15 protein-coding genes are annotated in these 16,201 nt (G+C 66.0%); 8 read left to right on the top strand and 7 right to left on the bottom strand.

Features of this window, described 5'->3' with window-relative positions; all coding sequences use genetic code 11:
* Positions 1-74 precede the first annotated feature (74 nt).
* Complete coding sequence (locus tag M2390_RS12015; RefSeq protein WP_259179006.1) at positions 75-578, top strand: heat shock protein transcriptional repressor HspR; 504 nt, start codon at positions 75-77, stop codon at positions 576-578.
* 67 nt (positions 579-645) lie between these two features.
* Complete coding sequence (locus M2390_RS12020; RefSeq protein ID WP_259179008.1) at positions 646-1,806, top strand: methyltransferase; 1,161 nt, start codon at positions 646-648, stop codon at positions 1,804-1,806.
* Between the two features lie 10 nt (positions 1,807-1,816).
* Here the strand turns inward: M2390_RS12020 and M2390_RS12025 are convergent, their stop codons facing one another.
* Together M2390_RS12025 and M2390_RS12030 are read right to left on the bottom strand one after the other, a co-directional pair.
* Positions 1,817-2,446: a DNA-binding response regulator gene (locus M2390_RS12025; protein WP_259179009.1), complete on the bottom strand. Its 630-nt coding sequence runs from the start codon at positions 2,444-2,446 to the stop codon at positions 1,817-1,819.
* Positions 2,443-3,699: a histidine kinase gene (locus tag M2390_RS12030; RefSeq protein ID WP_259179010.1), complete on the bottom strand. Its 1,257-nt coding sequence runs from the start codon at positions 3,697-3,699 to the stop codon at positions 2,443-2,445. Before M2390_RS12030 ends, M2390_RS12025 begins: the two co-directional genes overlap by 4 nt.
* A gap of 171 nt (positions 3,700-3,870) precedes the next feature.
* On the opposite strand from M2390_RS12030, the gene M2390_RS12035 reads away from it, so the two are divergent.
* Positions 3,871-4,824: an alpha/beta fold hydrolase gene (locus M2390_RS12035; protein WP_259179012.1), complete on the top strand. Its 954-nt coding sequence runs from the start codon at positions 3,871-3,873 to the stop codon at positions 4,822-4,824.
* A 74-nt stretch (positions 4,825-4,898) separates the two neighbouring features.
* Here M2390_RS12035 and M2390_RS12040 read toward each other — a convergent pair whose 3' ends face one another.
* Positions 4,899-6,242: a M23 family metallopeptidase gene (locus M2390_RS12040; protein ID WP_259179014.1), complete on the bottom strand. Its 1,344-nt coding sequence runs from the start codon at positions 6,240-6,242 to the stop codon at positions 4,899-4,901.
* Between the two features lie 309 nt (positions 6,243-6,551).
* On the opposite strand from M2390_RS12040, the gene M2390_RS12045 reads away from it, so the two are divergent.
* From M2390_RS12045 to M2390_RS12055, 3 genes are all read left to right on the top strand, one after another.
* Complete coding sequence (locus M2390_RS12045) at positions 6,552-8,696, top strand: ATP-dependent Clp protease ATP-binding subunit (RefSeq protein ID WP_259179016.1); 2,145 nt, start codon at positions 6,552-6,554, stop codon at positions 8,694-8,696.
* Positions 8,697-8,808: 112 nt separating this feature from the next.
* Entirely contained in the window at positions 8,809-9,117 is a 309-nt protein-coding gene (locus M2390_RS12050; protein ID WP_259179018.1) for a rhodanese-like domain-containing protein, read from the top strand.
* A 225-nt stretch (positions 9,118-9,342) separates the two neighbouring features.
* Positions 9,343-10,128: an Ltp family lipoprotein gene (locus M2390_RS12055; RefSeq protein ID WP_259179020.1), complete on the top strand. Its 786-nt coding sequence runs from the start codon at positions 9,343-9,345 to the stop codon at positions 10,126-10,128.
* Between the two features lie 110 nt (positions 10,129-10,238).
* Here M2390_RS12055 and M2390_RS12060 read toward each other — a convergent pair whose 3' ends face one another.
* The 3 genes from M2390_RS12060 to M2390_RS12070 all read right to left on the bottom strand — a co-directional run bounded on the left by M2390_RS12060 (position 10,239) and on the right by M2390_RS12070 (position 12,115).
* Entirely contained in the window at positions 10,239-11,168 is a 930-nt protein-coding gene (locus tag M2390_RS12060) for an aldo/keto reductase family oxidoreductase (RefSeq protein ID WP_030147733.1), read from the bottom strand.
* Positions 11,169-11,304: 136 nt separating this feature from the next.
* Positions 11,305-11,517, bottom strand: a complete 213-nt coding sequence (locus M2390_RS12065) for a hypothetical protein (RefSeq protein ID WP_259179022.1) — start codon at positions 11,515-11,517, stop codon at positions 11,305-11,307.
* Between the two features lie 7 nt (positions 11,518-11,524).
* Positions 11,525-12,115: a nitroreductase family protein gene (locus tag M2390_RS12070; protein WP_259179023.1), complete on the bottom strand. Its 591-nt coding sequence runs from the start codon at positions 12,113-12,115 to the stop codon at positions 11,525-11,527.
* A 238-nt stretch (positions 12,116-12,353) separates the two neighbouring features.
* Between M2390_RS12070 and M2390_RS12075 the strand changes: the two genes are divergently transcribed.
* Both M2390_RS12075 and M2390_RS12080 read left to right on the top strand, forming a co-directional pair.
* Positions 12,354-12,806, top strand: coding sequence for a hypothetical protein (locus tag M2390_RS12075; RefSeq protein WP_259179024.1), 453 nt, complete (start codon positions 12,354-12,356; stop codon positions 12,804-12,806).
* Positions 12,807-13,001: 195 nt separating this feature from the next.
* The gene (locus M2390_RS12080; protein ID WP_259179026.1) at positions 13,002-14,015 is read left to right on the top strand and encodes an Abi family protein; all 1,014 of its coding nucleotides are present in this window, start codon (positions 13,002-13,004) and stop codon (positions 14,013-14,015) included.
* Between the two features lie 2 nt (positions 14,016-14,017).
* On the opposite strand, the gene acs is transcribed toward M2390_RS12080, so the two are convergent.
* On the bottom strand, positions 14,018-16,105 hold the full coding sequence (gene acs / locus M2390_RS12085; RefSeq protein ID WP_259179028.1) for an acetate--CoA ligase: 2,088 nt from the start codon (positions 16,103-16,105) through the stop codon (positions 14,018-14,020).
* Positions 16,106-16,201 lie beyond the last annotated feature (96 nt).

Raw genomic sequence — 16,201 nt, forward strand, 5'->3', positions numbered from 1 at the left:
CTTCCCGGCATCGGCCTCTCGTTTTCTCACCCCACACGGGTATCCTGTGGGGCAACCGCACGGAAGGAATCGACATGGATGAGCACTCCCCGGTGTTTGCCATCGCGATGGCCGCCGAGCTTGCGGGAATGCACCCGCAGACCCTGCGTCAGTACGACCGCATCGGGCTGGTGAGCCCGAGACGCACGGCGGGGAAGTCTCGTCGCTATTCGATGCGTGATATCGCGCAACTCAAGACCGTTTCCCGGCTGAGCAATGAGGGCGTGAGCCTCGAGGGCATCGCGCGCCTGCTGAGCCTGGAGAACCAGGTGGATGCGCTCACCCGTCGGGTGCGCGAACTGGAGAGCGCGCTGGCCAACGAGATGCTTAAGAGCCCGGGTCGGCGCGTATTTGCGGCCGGTCAGGCGGGTGACGTGATCAGTCTGCGCAACGGCGTTCGGACCCAGCGTCGCACCGAACTCGTGGTGTGGCGTCCGGATGCTGCCTTCTTCGCCGACGACGAGGACATCGAGGACTCTGAGGGCGATCTCGACGAGGATTTCGAGGCCGAGTTTCCCGGCGGCCCCGCTCGCGCCTAGCGTTCGCCCGACCTCTCCATCCCCGGAATGGGTCGGCGGCCTGAAATCGCGCGAGTAGTGTTGTGGGGTGAGTGAATCCCCTGCCCCCGCGTCCAGCCCCTTCGATTTTTCCGCCCTGCGCCGTCACCCCGACGTGGAGGGTGACAACCTGCATGCGGTCGATGCGACCGACCGGCTGATCCTGGACGAGGCCGCCTCGACTCTCGACGCGCTCTCGGGCGAACACGTGGTAGTCATCGGCGATCACTACGGTGCCCTCACCCTGGGCGCGATCGCCGCCCACAACCTCACCGGCGTGCGGGTCTTCCAGGACTCGCTGATCGGCGAGCGTGCACTGGCCGAAAACGCCGAGCGTACCGGCCACACGGATGCCTTTACCTCGCTGCCGCTGGGCGCCGAACTGCTGGCCGAGGCCAAGCTTGTTTTGGTGCAGCTTCCGCGTCAGATCGCGGCTCTGGACGAGATTTCGCGCCTCATCGCGATCCACGCCGACCCCGAGGTGCTCGTGGTTTCCGGCGGCCGGATCAAACACCTGAGCCCGGCAATGAACACGATCCTGGGTGAGTCCTTCACCGAGGTACGGGCCTCGCTGGCCCGGCAGAAGTCGCGCCTGCTGATTGCCTCGGGACCCCGCGCCGTCGAGGCTCGAGTGCCCGCCCGCGCCGAGATCCCCGAGCTGGAGCTGACCGTGTGCTCGGGATCGCAGACCTTCGCCGGCGCGAGCCTGGATATCGGTACCCGGGAGCTGCTGAAGTTCCTGCCCAAGTACGCCCGCTGGGCGAAGGTTGCGGTGGATCTGGGCAGCGGAACCGGCATCGTGGCCTCCGCGGTGGCCAAGGCGCGCCCGGACATCCAGGTCATTGCGACGGATATTTCCGCCGATGCGGTGGCCGCGTCGCAGGCGACCGCCGAGGCCAACGGGGTGGCCGACCGGGTTGAGGCCCGTCGTGACATCGGCCTGTCCCAGCAGCCCGACGCGAGCGTCGACCTGGTGCTGCTCAACCCGCCCTTCCACACCGGCGCGACCGTACACGCGGGGCTGGCCGAGGCCCTGTTCCGCGAGGCTGCCCGGGTGCTGCGCCCCGGCGGCGAGCTGTGGACCGTCTACAACACGCACCTGGGATATCGAGGAGCGTTGGGCCGGATCGTCGGTCCCACCAACCAGCGTCTGCGCACCACCAAGTTCACGGTGACCCTGTCCGTCAAGGCCGAGGCTCCGGCGAGCTAGCGTTGGCGGACTAGATCCAGCCGTTGTCCCAGGCGATCGCCGCCGCCTGGACACGGGATTCGGCGTTGAGCTTGAGCATCGCCGCCGAGGTGTGGTTGCGCACGGTTCCGTGGGCCAGGTGCAGCTGCTTGGCCACGAGCTTGGTGGGTAGGCCCTCACGGGTCAGTCGCAGCACGTCGCGCTCGCGGGCGGTGAGCGGGTTTTCGTCCTCAGTGAGAGCCGCGGCGGCCAGATCGCGGTCGATATAGCGTTCCCCGCGGGCAACGGCGCGGATGATCTGCGCGAGCTCGGATGCCGGGGTGGACTTGGGCACAAACCCGGCAATCCCCGCCGACAGGGCACGCTTCAGCGTGCCCGGACGGGCATGCCGGGTGACCAGCACGATCCGGGTGTCTAGGGTGCGCCGAATCTGGATGGCCGCATCCACGCCATCCAGTACGGGCATCTCCAGGTCCAGCAGCACCACGTCGGGGCGGTGCTCGGCGGCCGCGGTGACCGCCGCTCCGCCGTCGGAGACATCGGCGATTACCTCAAGATCGGGTTCCAGACTGAGCAGCGCGACCAGGGCTCCGCGAATGAGTTCCTCATCGTCGGCGATCAGCAGTCGCAGCGGCGCGGGCGTCGATGGTGCCGTACTCATGACTGCTCCCTCGCGGATGAGATGCTGCCGGGCACACGCACGGTCAGGGTGAAGTTACCATTCTGCCGCTCGCCGGCAACGGTTCCGCCGATTGCGGCGGCGCGTTCCCCAAGCCCCGCCAATCCCGTGCCCGCATTCTCCTGGCGTCGCCTCGTGGCCCCGTCGTTTTCCACGGTGAGCAGGAACCCTCCTCCGACCTCGGCGAGGGTTATCGCGGCCCGGGTGGGCTGGGCATGTCGCAGCAGGTTGGTGGTGGCCTCGCGGATCGCCAGAGCCAGGACCGTTCCGATATCCGCCGGGATCGCCGCGTCGGTTATCGAGACCGTGCAGTCGATCCCCGCCGATGCCAGCACCGAGGCCGCGCCACGCGCCTCGACGGCCACGGTGACCGTGCGATAGTTGTTCACCACCGCCCGGGTGTCCTCCAGGGCGGCGCGGCTGATGGTGCGAATCGCCGACAGCTCGGCCGCCGCGGCGGCGGGATCCCGCTCCAGGAGGCGTTCGGCCAGCTCGCTCTTGAGTGCGATGACCTGGAGGTTGTGTCCCTGAATATCGTGCAGGTCGGTCGCGAAGCGCAGGCGTTCGCGGGCGATCGCCAGATCCGATGCCATGCGCCGGGCCCGATCCATCCGCTCCAGCACACGCAGGCTCCAGATCAGCGAGGCATAGGTGAGTGGGAGCAGGACCAGGCCCATGCTGAGCAGGATGAGCAGGGTGATATCCGAGAGTGTGGCTCGAAGATCCACCGGGCGACCGGCGATCACGGCACCGAGCACAAAGATGCCCACCAGCAGAAACACGCTGCCCAGGAATACCCAGAACCGGGCCGCCACCGGCACCAGACACAGCACCATTCCGGCGGCTACGGTCAGGGTGAGCGCCCAGTTCCAGGCGATCACCGAGGAGGAGGCTCCGATCACCCAGGTGGCGATGGCAGAGACCATGAGCGCGATCGGCAGCGGACGCAGAACCCCGCCCGGGGCGGTGACCTGTGCCATCTCACGGATCACCCGGGACACCAGGGCGCAGGCAAGCGCCGTGGTGATGATGGTGAGGGTGGAGAGGACCAGCATCCGCTGCGGTTCGGTGCGCGGATCGGCGAGTACCAGCTGCATGAGGCCAAAGCTGAGGTTCACAAACCAGAGGCTCCAGGCCGTGTACCGGCGTCCGCGCACCAGGTCGGTGACCCCGCGGCGCGCGGCAGGATCGCCCGAATCGAGGGGGCCCGGGTGCGGAGCAGACGCGGCTGACATGACCCCAGCCTAGCGACGCTTGTCCGCCGCAGGGGCGGAATCCTGCGGAACCGTGACATGTGTCATGGGTGGAGGTGACACCGTGCAACTGCCGCCCATGAGCCCGTGCCGACAGACTGAAGACATCAGCGGAAAACCCACACCGGGACCCGCAGGAAGCACGGGTACATCATGAAGAAGATCATCAAGGTTCCACTCATCGTCATTGGGTCGATTGCGGCCCTGATTGCCGCGGGTCTTGGCACCACCACCGTGGTTAACGCGGTGGCCAGCCAGCGTGAAATGGGCGGCCTGGAGCACTACGGCCAGCTGGTTGACGTGGACGGCAAGAAGATGAACGTACTCGTGCAGGGCGACGGTCCCGAAACCATCGTTATGCTGCCGGGCCTGGGCACCGGGGCACCGGCCGTGGACTTCGCCCCGGTCATCGACAAGCTCTCTCCCACCTACCGGGTGGTCGCGGTTGAGCCGCTGGGATACGGGCTGAGTGATGACACCGATGTGCCGCGCACCAGCGACAACATCGTGAAGGAGGTCCATACGGCCCTCGCCGAGCTGGGCGTCACAAAGTACGCGCTGATGGGTCACTCGATTGCCGGCATCTACGCGCTGGACTACGTGAACACCTACCCGAGTGAGGTGACCGCGTTTGTGGGCATCGATTCGAGTGTGCCCAATCAGCCTGGGTCCGAGAGCATCCAGGGTCTCGAGGATGCGCGTGGCCTGAAGTCGCTGGGACTGATGCGTGTCCTGGACAGCCTGGCACCGAGCATGTACGAGGGAATCGACGCCTACTCCGCCGCCCAGAAGGAGCAGATGGAGATTCTGGCACGCCACAATGCGCTGAATGATGTGGCCGTGAGCGAGGCGGGCCTGACCGGTCCGAACTTCGAGGCGGCCCGGAAGCAGTCCTTCCCGATGGACCTGCCCGTGCTCCTGTTTGTCGCCAACAGTGACAACGAGGAGGTACCCGGATGGCTTGAGCTGCACCAGGAGCAGGCGGCCACGACCAGCCTGGGGCAGGTCATCTCGCTCAAGGGTGAGCACTACCTGCACCACACCCAGAGCGAGGCCATCGCCACCGAGACGATCGCCTACCTCTCGGCCCACACCCCCGCACCGTAACGCCCTCCCCTCAAGACGAATGGCCCCCGCCAAAGCGGGGGCCATTTCTGTGTTGGTGTCGGGCTGCGCCGAGACTAGATGCGCACGCCGCGTGCGCGCAGGAACGCGGCGGGGTCGGTGTGGTTGGCACCGACGTAGATCTTCAGATCCAGGTGCGGGCCGGTGGCCACGCCGGTCTGGCCCATGTAGCCGATCACGGTTCCGCCGCTGACGCGGGTGCCCACGCTCACGTTGAAGCCGCTGAGGTGGCCGTAGTAGGACTGGACTCCGCCGCCGTGGTCGACGATCACGCGGTTACCAAAGGCGTTGGCGTTGCCGGCGAAGACCACGGTGCCATCCTGTACCGCCTTGATCGGGGTGCCGCTGGCCCCACCGAAGTCGAGTCCGGCGTGGAACGGTGCCGAGCACCCCTTGGGGCACATGACCGGACGCGGACCGTAGGGCGAGGTGATGCCACCCGGTGCGGGACGCCACCAGCCCGAGCTGGACGGGGCGAAGTAGGTGCCGGTTCCGTTACCGGTCTGCGGCGGGGTCGGCGGCAGGACGACGCCGCCTCCACCGCCTCCGCCGGTGCCCGGCTTGGGCTTATTGGCCTCGGCCTGTCGCCGCGCCTCCTCCTCGGCGGCGCGCTTGCGGGCGGCCTCCTCTTCGGCGCGCTTGCGGGCCTCCTCGGCTCGGACGGCCACACCCACGGCGTACTGCTGCTCTTCCTCCACGCGGGTGCCCTTGAGGGCGGCCAGCTGCTCGATCAGGCGAGACTGGTTGGCCTCCTGTTCGGCGACGGCGCTCTGGGCGGCGGCCGAGGCGGCGGTGGCCCGGTTCAGGGCTCCCTCGGCGTCGGCGCGAGCCTGGGTGAGAATATCGGTGGCGACGGTGGCCTGGGCGTTCAGCGTGGTGACCAGGTTGGCCGCCTGCTTGGCGCGGTCCAGGGTTTCGGTGGACCGCTCGGTGAGCTTGGTCATCGCGCCGAGCTTATAGAGGGCGTCGTCGGCGTTCTTGGGGTCGCCCAGCAGTTCCAGGGACACCGAGCTGCCGGTGCTGCGACCCATCTTCGACATCAACACGGCAACCTGGCCGGCAGATTCCTCGGCGGCGGCGGTGGCATCCTTGACCTCGGCGGCGAGGCGGTTGGAGTTGATCTCGGCCTCGGTGGCCACCGCGTCGGCCGCCTGGTACTGGTCGGCGGCGATGTTGGCGGCGGCCTGGGTGTTGGCGACGTTGGTGTTGAGGTCCTTGATCAGGCCCTCCACCTTGGTGACCTCGGTGGCGGCCGTCTGTTCGTTCTGTCGGGCGCGCTGGACGTCATCCCAGCTGGGGTAGTCGGCCCCCGCGGCGTTTGCCGGCGAGGTGATCCCCAGGGTGCAGACGAGCACCCCGAGGGCGAGTAGGGCGGTGCCTACACGGCTACGAGTTCTCAAGAATCTAATCCTTCCGGCCGGTTTTCCCGCGACGAGGCGGGCTGGCACGCGCGACGCGCCGACAGTCGAGTACCTCCAACCTAACCCGGATTTCCCCAATTGGGGGAGGGCCTCCGGGTGTGTTTGATATTTAGTGTGGACCCATGAGTAGAAAACACCCGGCATCGAATCGGCGTTCAATCAGGGAATTCTGAGTTTTATTTACCCTTAACGACTGGTATCAAATCGCCGCAGGATGTAAACTTGAGTCAACAAGGCTCAAGTTTGCGGGAGACGATTCCCGCCAGCACCAGGAGAAGGAGAGAACCCGTGCAACCAGGCCAGCAGCCACCCCAGGAACAAGCAAAGAGCGCCCTTGAGCAGTACGGCGTGAACCTCACCGCGATTGCCGCGACCGGCAAGCTCGACCCGGTCATCGGCCGCGATGCCGAGATTCGTCGCGTCAGCCAGGTGCTCACTCGGCGTACCAAGAACAACCCGGTCCTGATCGGAGAACCCGGCGTGGGTAAAACCGCCGTCGTGGAGGGGCTCGCCCAGCGCATCGTCGCCGGCGATGTCGCCGACTCCCTCAAGGGCAAGCAGCTCGTCTCCCTCGACCTGGCCGCCCTCGTGGCCGGTGCCAAGTATCGCGGCGAGTTCGAGGAGCGCCTCAAGGCCGTGCTTCAGGAAATCAACGATGCCGACGGCGAGATCATCACCTTCATCGACGAGCTGCACACCCTGATGGGTGCCGGGGCCGGCGAGGGATCGGTCGCCGCCGCGAACATGCTCAAGCCCATGCTTGCCCGCGGTGAACTGCGCCTGATCGGTGCCACCACGCTGGATGAGTACCGGCAGTACATCGAGGCCGATGCGGCGATGGAACGTCGCTTCCAGCAGGTGTATGTGGGGGAGCCCTCGGTTGAGGACACCATCGCGATTCTGCGTGGACTCAAGGAGCGCTATGAGGCGCACCACAAGGTGACCATCGCCGACAGCGCGCTGGTCGCGGCCGCCTCGCTCTCCAGCCGCTACATTCCCGCCCGTCAGCTGCCGGATAAGGCCATCGACCTGATCGATGAGGCCGCGTCCCGGCTGCGTATGGAGATCGACTCGGCCCCGGTCGAGATCGACGAGCTGCGTCGCAGTGTGGACCGCCTCAAGCTCGAGGAGCTCGCGCTCAAGCGGGAGAAGGACGAGGCCAGTAAGCAGCGTCTGGCTGCGCTGCGCGCGGACCTGGCTGCCCGCCAGGAGAAGTTGACCGACCTGCAAAGCCGGTGGGAGCTGGAACGCTCAAGCCTGAACCGCGTGGGAGAGCTCAAGGAAAAGCTTGACCGCGCCCGGATCGAGGCCGACCGCGCCCAGCGCGAGGGCAAGCTGGAGAAGGCCTCCAAGCTGCTCTACGGGGAGATTCCGGTGATCGTGCGGGAGTTGGCCGAGGCTGAGTCCTCGGAGAACACCGCGGACAAGATGGTCAACGACCAGGTGGGTGCCGACGATATCGCCGCGGTGATTGCCGCATGGACGGGAATCCCCGTGGGCCGGCTGCTGCAGGGTGAGACCGAGAAGCTGCTTAACCTTGAGCAGGAGCTGGGCCGTCGCCTGATCGGTCAGCGCAAGGCCGTGGCCGCGGTGGCCGACGCCGTGCGGCGCAGTCGTGCGGGGGTCTCCGACCCCAACCGTCCCACCGGATCGTTCCTCTTCCTGGGTCCGACCGGTGTGGGAAAGACCGAGCTGGCCAAGGCCCTGGCCGAGTTCCTGTTTGACGACGAGAAGGCGATGGTCCGCATCGACATGAGTGAGTACGGCGAGAAGTTCGCCGTCTCGCGCCTGGTGGGTGCCCCGCCCGGATACGTCGGGTATGAGCAGGGTGGTCAGCTGACCGAGGCCGTGCGTCGTCGTCCATATTCGGTGGTTCTGCTGGATGAGGTTGAGAAGGCACACCCCGAGGTCTTTGACATCCTGCTGCAGGTGCTGGATGACGGGCGTCTGACCGATGGGCAGGGTCGTACCGTGGACTTCCGCAATACGATCCTGATCCTCACCTCGAACCTCGGCTCCCAGGTCCTGATCGATCCGACCCTCTCCGCGGATACCAAGGAGAGCATGGTGCAGCAGGCCGTGCGGCAGGCATTCAAACCGGAGTTTGTGAACCGGCTTGATGACATCGTGGTGTTCCAGGCGCTGAGCGAGGAGGATCTCGGCCAGATCGTCGAGCTGTACATCGACCGACTGCAGCGCCGGTTGGCCGCACGTCGACTCGAGCTCGCGGTCACCCCGGATGCCCGGGCCTGGCTCGCCGAACGCGGCTACGACCCGCTGTATGGTGCGCGTCCGCTGCGTCGTCTGATGCAGAAGCAGATCGACGATCGCCTGGCGACCGCGCTGCTCGCGGGCGGCGTACGCGACGGGGACACCGTGGTGGTGGATCTCGCCGCCGACGGGGAGAGTCTGGCCATTCGCACCGGAGAGTAACCCACAACACGCAATGGCCTCGGGGCATAACCCGGGGCCATTGCGCGTTAGCTCGGGCGCAGGTATACGCTCGAAGCCGTGGGCCGCTTGGTCCCGGGAAGGAAATTAGGACATGCAGGAAATTACCGTCACCGAACTGGCCGCCCTGAACCCCGGGGTCGCACTGATCGACGTGCGCGAGCCCGAGGAACATGCCGGTGGCGTGGCCCCCGAGGCGACCCTGCTGCCGATGAGCACCTTCATGGAGCGCGAGGCCGAGCTCCCCGAGGCCGAAACCCTGTACCTGATCTGCGCCGGCGGCGTGCGCAGCGCCCGCGTCGGTGCCTACCTCGAACAGAAGGGCCTGAACGTGGTCAACGTCGAGGGCGGGATGAACGCCTGGGCTCAGGCGGGTCTGCCGATCGTGGCTCCGGGGGTTTAGCCCGCAATATTGATATGTGACATGCACTCGTGAATCCGAGTGCTTTGGGTATGTGTCCCACATCCTTGGGCCTATAGGATCCCACCGCGGTGTGCGGCTATCACCCTCACCGTGGCGTGTGCGGTGCTCGGGTGGCAGACTCGCCGATACTCCCCCTCGAACTGGTGGCGCCGGGAGGGTCAAAACCGCGATTTCATGCGGATCTGCTCTGCCATACTTAGCGTTATGACTACACCCGAAAACCCGAACACCCCCAACCCTGAATACCCGCAGGGTACCCCTGAAACCGCCCCCGTCACCGCTGGAGCAACCGCCACCCTCTCGGCTCCGGCACCGAAGGCTCCGTCGGGCCTTGCGCTGGGTGCACTGCTCGTGGGTATCGGGTCCATTCTGGTTGCGTCGATTCCGGTCCTGGGCATCCTGGCCGCCGTCGCCGCAATCGTCCTCGCCGTGCTTGCCCTCCGCAAGGGTCAGAGCAAGGGCAAGACGGTAACCGGTCTGGTCTTTGGTGTTATCGCCCTCATCTGGTCACTGACCGCCGCAATCTCCGGTGGTGGCAACTCCGACAGCACGGCACCCGCAAAGCCCGCGGCCAGCGCCGTGGCCGAGGCCCCTGCGAGCGAGGAAGCCGCGGCCGTGGACGCCGCCGAGACCGAGCCCGCAAAGCCGGCGAAGGAGACCAAGGAGCCCGAGGCTCCCGCGGTTCCTGCCGAGTTCAAGTCGGCACTGAAGAAGTCCGACTCGTACGTCAAGATCATGCACATGAGCAAGGCCGGTCTCTATGACCAGCTGACCTCCGAGTACGGCGAGAAGTTCTCGGCCGAGGCCGCCCAGTACGCCGTCGATAACGTGCAGGCGGACTGGAACGCCAACGCGCTGGCCAAGGCAAAGACCTACCAGGATCAGATGTCCATGTCGCCGAGCGCCATCCGCGATCAGCTGGTCAGCGAGTACGGCGAGAAGTTCACCCCTGAGGAAGCCGACTACGCGGTCGCGAACCTCAACGGATAGTTTTATCCGAGAGGAAACGAAGGCCCCTCCGAACCATGGTTCGGAGGGGCCTTCGTCCGTGTTGGAGCAACCGACCGCCTCGGTCCACCCCGGTGTTCGCGTGTACCGGGTTACGGCAGGGTGTGACCAGCCGCGGTGAACAGGCGGTACCACTCCTCGCGGGTCAGCGGGAGGTCGGAGCCGGCGGCGGCCTCGGCCACGCGGCCCGGGTTGGTGGTGCCCAGTACCACCTGGATGTTTGCGGGGTGACGGGTGATCCAGGCGGTGGCGATCGCGGTCGGGGTGACGCCGTACTTGGCGGCCAGCTCGTCTAGGACATCATTCAGCGGGCCGAAAGCCTCGCGGTCGCCCAGGAAGACGCCATCGAAGAATACCTTCTGGAACGGCGACCAGGCCTGCAGGGTGATGTCGTTTAGACGGGCGTAGTCGAGCAGACCGTTGTCGCGGCTGATCGACTGGTCGAGGCCCGCCATGTTGGCGGCGATGCCCGAGGCGATCAGCGGGGCGTGGGTGATGCTCAGCTGCACCTGGTTGACGATCAGCGGCTGCTCCACATACTTCTTCAGCAGCTCAATCTGACCCGGGGTGTGGTTGGACACACCGAAGTTCCGTACCAGGCCCTGCTCGTGCAGCTCGGCGAAGGCCGACGCCACCTCCTCGGGCTCAACCAGGGTGTCGGGGCGGTGCAGCAGGAAGACGTCGAGGTAGTCGGTCTTCAGCGCCACCAGCGCCTCGCGGGCGGTGGTCAGGATGTGCTCGCGGGAGAAGTCGAAGTAGCCCGGGCGGATGCCCACCTTGGACTGGATGATGACGTTTTCGCGCTCGGCGGCGGTGAAGGTCACCGCGTTACCAAAACGCTCCTCACACGCGTGGCGGGCACCACCGTAGATGTCGGCATGGTCAAACACGTTGACGCCGGCGTCAATCGCGGAACCCACCAGCGTGCGGATGTCCTGGTCGCTCAGCTCGGCGATGCGCATGAGCCCAAGAATGATGTTGGAAGCCTGGAGGTTGCTCTGGGGAAGGGGGAGAATCTTCATCCCCCTATTCAAGCGCATCTCGGGCGCGTCGCACAGCACACGCCGCAGTTTTGCGGCGAAATTTCCCCGTGGTTAACGCAGAACGCCACGGACACGATGAACCCATTCTTCGTGTCCGTGGCGTTTGCCTGCGGGGTTAGCTCACCGGGGTGAGCAGCGGTTTATCCACCGCTACCGGGGCGTCGATACGTTCGGCTTCCGGCTGTGCGGGCCGAGCATTCAAATCCAGGTCCGCCTCGAGACCGGCAAGACCCTGCCGGACAAACCCGAGGTGGAGCAGACTGATCCGGAAACGCAGCACGGCCAAACCGACCGTGCAGGCCTTCCAGAATCGACGCCGACGTGTCATCGGCGACCTAGTCGTTGACAACAACGATCTCGGCGAGGGGCTTGCGCTCGCGCGGAGCCACCTCGCGGGACTGCAGGAACTCGTCCTCGAGGATCTCCGGGGCGGCGAGCTCACCAATGGCGGAAACGGTGAAGGGTACGAAGCCCTCCTCCAGGCCGAACGAGGACACCAGGGCTGCCGGGTCAAAGCCCGCCATCTGGTGCACAAACAGACCGTCTTCGTGAGCCTGGACGCTCAGGTGAGCGACGGCCTGGCCGAGGTCATAGATGGCCCAGGGCTGCTCGCCACCCTCGGCGTTCTTGGTGTTGGCCACGGCCACCAGCAGGACGCTGGCGCGGTGTGCCCAGGCCTGGTTGAAGCCAACCAGCGAGTCCACAACCTTCTGGAAGGACTCGGTGCCGCGACGGGCCACGATGAAGCGTGCGGGCTGGCTGTTGTTGGCGCTCGGGGACCAGCGAGCGGCCTCAAGGGCCGAGGTGAGCTTGGTCTCGTCAATGGTGGCGCCGGCGGCGTAGGCACGCGGGCTCCAGCGCTGTGCCAGCACGCTGTTGATCGGAGCGGAGGTTTCGGCGTGACGGGAGGTGTCGGTGATGGTCATGGGAGGTCCTTTCGGGCGTCTGAGCTGCCGCATGCGGGAATGGAACCCGCGGAACGATGGTTATTATGTGCGACGTGCGGCGCGATTCCGCGGGGCACGTGTAGCTGTAACCGCACATCCCCGGACCCGTATTCCCCGGATGACGAAAAAAGTTGCATAAGATTTACGAAGACTCTCTATCCCCCCTAGAGATTTCGAGATGAGGCCTCAATTTAGGCTTCGAGCCGGAAGGAAAATCATGTCGGCGGAAACCGAAGCTCGCCCCTTGCGGGCCACCGCGCGGCGTTCGGGACGCTGGTGGAAGATTGAAATTCCCGAGCTCGACACCTCGGGTCAATCGCCCACCGTGCGGGACATCCCGGAAATCGCAGCCGAGATCGCCAGCGAGTGTCTGGCCGTGGCACCCGACCGGGTGATCGTGGACACCGCGATCGAGCTCCCCGGTGACGCCGAAACCCTGTGGGCCGCGGCCGCCGCCCAGGAGGAGGCGGGCCGTGCGGCGCTGACCGAGGCCGCCCGCCTGCGCCGCGAAACGATCCGCGCACTCGCCGACCAGGGCCTGCGTCAGGCCGACATCGCGCGCCTGCTCCGGCTGACCCCGCAGCGCATCAACCAGCTGATGACCACCGAGGGCAACGGCTGCCCGACCGAGGCCGAAGCGGGAACCTGCCCGACGGAGGGCGAACTGTAGTCTGCGGTGGGACGGGATGTCCTACTTCGCCGGCGCTGTTTGCTCGGAGATGAGACGGGCGGAACTGACCACCTGAGTGTGAGTGGCATTCCACCTATTTCGACGGTTTTCGGTGGTTGGTGTGTTAGCTTGAAGGTAATCGTTCAGCCCGCCCAGCTTCTGCTGGTGTGGGCTGGATCTCTTTAACCTGGCAGCATGAGTCTCGTGTCCACTTCGCCGAAGAAGTTTCTCACCCTTGACGAACAGATTGAACTTCTGTGCGGTCGAGGGATGGTGCCGAGCCACGACATAAAACAGTGGCTCCACTCGGTGAACTACTACCGCCTGAGCGGGTACTGGCACACGTATCGGGTACTCGAAAGTAATGGTTCCGGTGTTGTGCGGCGAGCCGAGCGATTTATCGAGGGAACCAGCTTCACAACGATCGAGACCCTGTATGAATTCGACCGAAAGCTGCGCACCCTCGTACATGACGGGATCGAACGTGTCGAGGTCGCCCTGCGGAGTCATCTGAGCTACGTTCTGGGCGCATCATCGCCGATTGCGCATACGGATCGCTCATATTTTCGCGACGGCTTTGATCATGAATCGTGGATGAAAAATGCGACCTCTCGTGTTGACCGCGCGGCGCGACGTTCTCCGGTGATCGCGCATCATCGGGAAAAATATGGCGGGGTGATTCCGATTTGGGTGTTGGTTGATGTGCTCGACTTCTCGGACCTATCGATGCTGTTTGACGGAATGCGCGCGGCCGATCAATTCGCGGTCGCCGAGCGCCTGGGGATCATTATTGATCCCGCGCGGCTCAAACCCAACCAGGCAGTGAGGGCGAAGAAGAATCACCCGCTGGCACGATGGCTTGAGCAACTCACGGTTTTGCGCAACATTGGAGCGCACCACGGCCGCATGTGGAACCGGACCCTCATCCCGACGTCGACGGCTGCGCTGCGAACCGTGGAGGACCTGCATGCGCTGCCACGTGGTCAAAGCGAGCAACTATTTGGCGGGTTGACGCTGATGGCCAAGTTGATCGGCGCCGCCTCTCCCGGATCCGCCTGGGCCCAAAAGGTACGCAGGGAGATCGAACACGCCTACTCCCAGCTACCCGATCGGTCCGAGCGGGAAATGGGTTTTCCCGAGGGTTGGCGCGGGATGAGGTTGTGGTCTAATGACAAACCGGTCACGGCACCAAGCCGTTGTCCGCAGTGAGACTAGCGCTCGGCGAAGATTGCCGCGATCCGGGCGGGGACCGTGTCGTCCTGGAGGCTGGTGACGTCGCCGAGCGGGCGGGCGTCGGCGATGTCCACCAGGAGGCGGCGCATGATCTTGCCCGAGCGGGTCTTGGGCAGGTCGGGGACCAGGATGATCTCGCGTGGCTTGGCCACCGCGCCGATCTGCGCGCGGATGTGCTCCTGCAGCTCGCGGGTCACCTCGGCCGACTTGGCCGCCCAGGCAGCGGGATCCTCCTCGGCCGGACGATCATGGGACGGGATGATGAACGCGGCAATCGCCTGCCCCGTCACCGGATCGGCGATGCCCACCACCCCGGCCTCGGCCACGTGCGGGTGGGAAACCAGGGCGCTCTCGATCTCGATCGTGGACAGGCGGTGCCCGGACACGTTGATCACATCATCCACGCGGCCCAGGACCCAGATGTCGCCATCCTCATCCCACTTGGCTCCGTCGCCGGAGAAGAAGTAGCCGCGGTCGGCGAAGCGCTCCCAGTAGGCGTCGCGGTAGCGTTCGGGGTTGCCCCAGACGGTGCGGGCCAGCGAGGGGCCGGGACGGTCCACCACCAGGTATCCACCCGAACCAAAGGGCACGCGCTCGCCGTGCTCATCCACGATGATCGCGCTGAGTCCGGGCAGTGCGCGGGTCGCCGAGCCGGGCTTGAGTGTGCTCACGCCGGGCAGCGGGGCGAGCACCGCGGAGCCGGTTTCGGACTGCCACCAGGTGTCGATGATCGGCAGCTCGTCCCGGCCGAAGTTGTGGCGGAACCACACCCAGGCCTCGGGGTTGATCGCCTCGCCCACGGTGCCGAGCAGACGCAGGCTGGAGAGGTCGTAGGTGTCCGGCAGTCCCTCGGGGAACCAGCTGGCAAGGGTGCGGATCAGCGTGGGCGCGGTGTAGTAGGTCGTGACGCCGTAGCGCTCGATGATCTCCAGGTGTCGCGCGGGATGCGGGGTGTTCGGGGTGCCCTCGTAGATGACCTGGCTCAGCCCGTTGGAGAGCGGGCCGTAGATCTCGTACGTGTGTGCGGTGACCCAGGCGAGGTCGGCGGTGCACCAGTGCACGTCGCTGTCCTTTGCATCAAACACCGCCCAGTGGGTGAAGGATGCCTGGGTCAGGTATCCACCCGAGGTGTGCACCAGGCCCTTGGGCTTGCCGGTGGTGCCCGAGGTGTAGATGATAAACAGCGGGTTCTCGGCGTCAAAGAACTCGGGCTCGTGGGTGTCGGCGGCCCGGTCCACGCTCTCGTGCCACCAGACGTCGCGGCCCTCGGTCCAGTCGATCTCCGAACCGGTGCGGCGGACCACAAGGACGTGCTCGATGCTGTCCACACCCTCGACCGCGGCGTCCGCGTTGGCCTTGACCGGGACCGCGGTGCCGCGACGGTACTGCCCGTCGGTGGTGATCAGCAGCTTGGCCCGGGTGTCCTCAACCCGGAAGCGCAGTGCCTCGGCGCTGAAGCCGCCAAACACCAGCGAGTGGATCGCACCGATGCGCGCCACGGCCAGGGTTGCGATGATGGTTTCCGGGATGACCGGCAGATAGATGACCACGCGGTCGCCCCGGCCGATGCCCAGCTCGGTCAGCGCGTTGGCGGCACGGGACACTTCGCGCTGTAGCTCGGCGTAGCTGATCGCGCGGCGATCACCGGGTTCCCCCTCAAAGTACAGTGCGATCTTGTCGCCGCGGCCGGCGGCCACGTGGCGGTCCACACAGTTCACCGCGACGTTCAGCGTGCCTCCGGCAAACCAGGTGGTTTCGGGTACCGAGAGGGTCCCGTCCTTCTGCACGGTTGCGGGCTTCCAGGTGTGGACGGTGTCCCAGGGGCGTGCCCAGTCCAGGCGCGCGGCCTGCTCGGCCCAGAACGCATCGGGGTCGGCATCCGCCCGCTCGAACCAGCTCGCGTCCACGTTGGCCGAGGCCGCGAGATGCGCGGGGGCCGGGAACGCCCGGGTCTCGGCCAGCAGTGCGGCCAGCGCGGGCTCGGTGGCCGACAGCACGGAATCGGTTGCCGCCAGAATCGGCTCGAGGATGGACGGGACGGCGGGGACCGCGGGCGAGGAGGACATACTCTTTAGGGTAGGCACCGCGCCGGATGCGTGCGGATCCGTGCGTAACCGGCCGTAACGCGGATGCGCGTACGGATTGTGTAAGGATCCGGGACA

Origin of the sequence: Mycetocola sp. BIGb0189 (assembly GCF_024810155.1) — a bacterium.
GTDB lineage: Bacteria > Actinomycetota > Actinomycetes > Actinomycetales > Microbacteriaceae > Mycetocola > Mycetocola lacteus.

Bases quoted from the DNA above. Each gene is read 5' to 3' on its own strand.
- M2390_RS12015 (WP_259179006.1), top strand. From the start codon at position 75: ATGGATGAGCACTCCCCGGTGTTTGCCATCGCGATGGCCGCCGAGCTT.
- M2390_RS12025 (WP_259179009.1), bottom strand. From the start codon at position 2,446: ATGAGTACGGCACCATCGACGCCCGCGCCGCTGCGACTGCTGATCGCC.
- M2390_RS12030 (WP_259179010.1), bottom strand. From the start codon at position 3,699: ATGTCAGCCGCGTCTGCTCCGCACCCGGGCCCCCTCGATTCGGGCGAT.
- M2390_RS12035 (WP_259179012.1), top strand. From the start codon at position 3,871: ATGAAGAAGATCATCAAGGTTCCACTCATCGTCATTGGGTCGATTGCG.
- M2390_RS12050 (WP_259179018.1), top strand. From the start codon at position 8,809: ATGCAGGAAATTACCGTCACCGAACTGGCCGCCCTGAACCCCGGGGTC.
- M2390_RS12055 (WP_259179020.1), top strand. From the start codon at position 9,343: ATGACTACACCCGAAAACCCGAACACCCCCAACCCTGAATACCCGCAG.
- M2390_RS12060 (WP_030147733.1), bottom strand. From the start codon at position 11,168: ATGAAGATTCTCCCCCTTCCCCAGAGCAACCTCCAGGCTTCCAACATC.
- M2390_RS12065 (WP_259179022.1), bottom strand. From the start codon at position 11,517: ATGACACGTCGGCGTCGATTCTGGAAGGCCTGCACGGTCGGTTTGGCC.
- M2390_RS12070 (WP_259179023.1), bottom strand. From the start codon at position 12,115: ATGACCATCACCGACACCTCCCGTCACGCCGAAACCTCCGCTCCGATC.
- M2390_RS12075 (WP_259179024.1), top strand. From the start codon at position 12,354: ATGTCGGCGGAAACCGAAGCTCGCCCCTTGCGGGCCACCGCGCGGCGT.
- M2390_RS12080 (WP_259179026.1), top strand. From the start codon at position 13,002: ATGAGTCTCGTGTCCACTTCGCCGAAGAAGTTTCTCACCCTTGACGAA.
- acs (WP_259179028.1), bottom strand. From the start codon at position 16,105: ATGTCCTCCTCGCCCGCGGTCCCCGCCGTCCCGTCCATCCTCGAGCCG.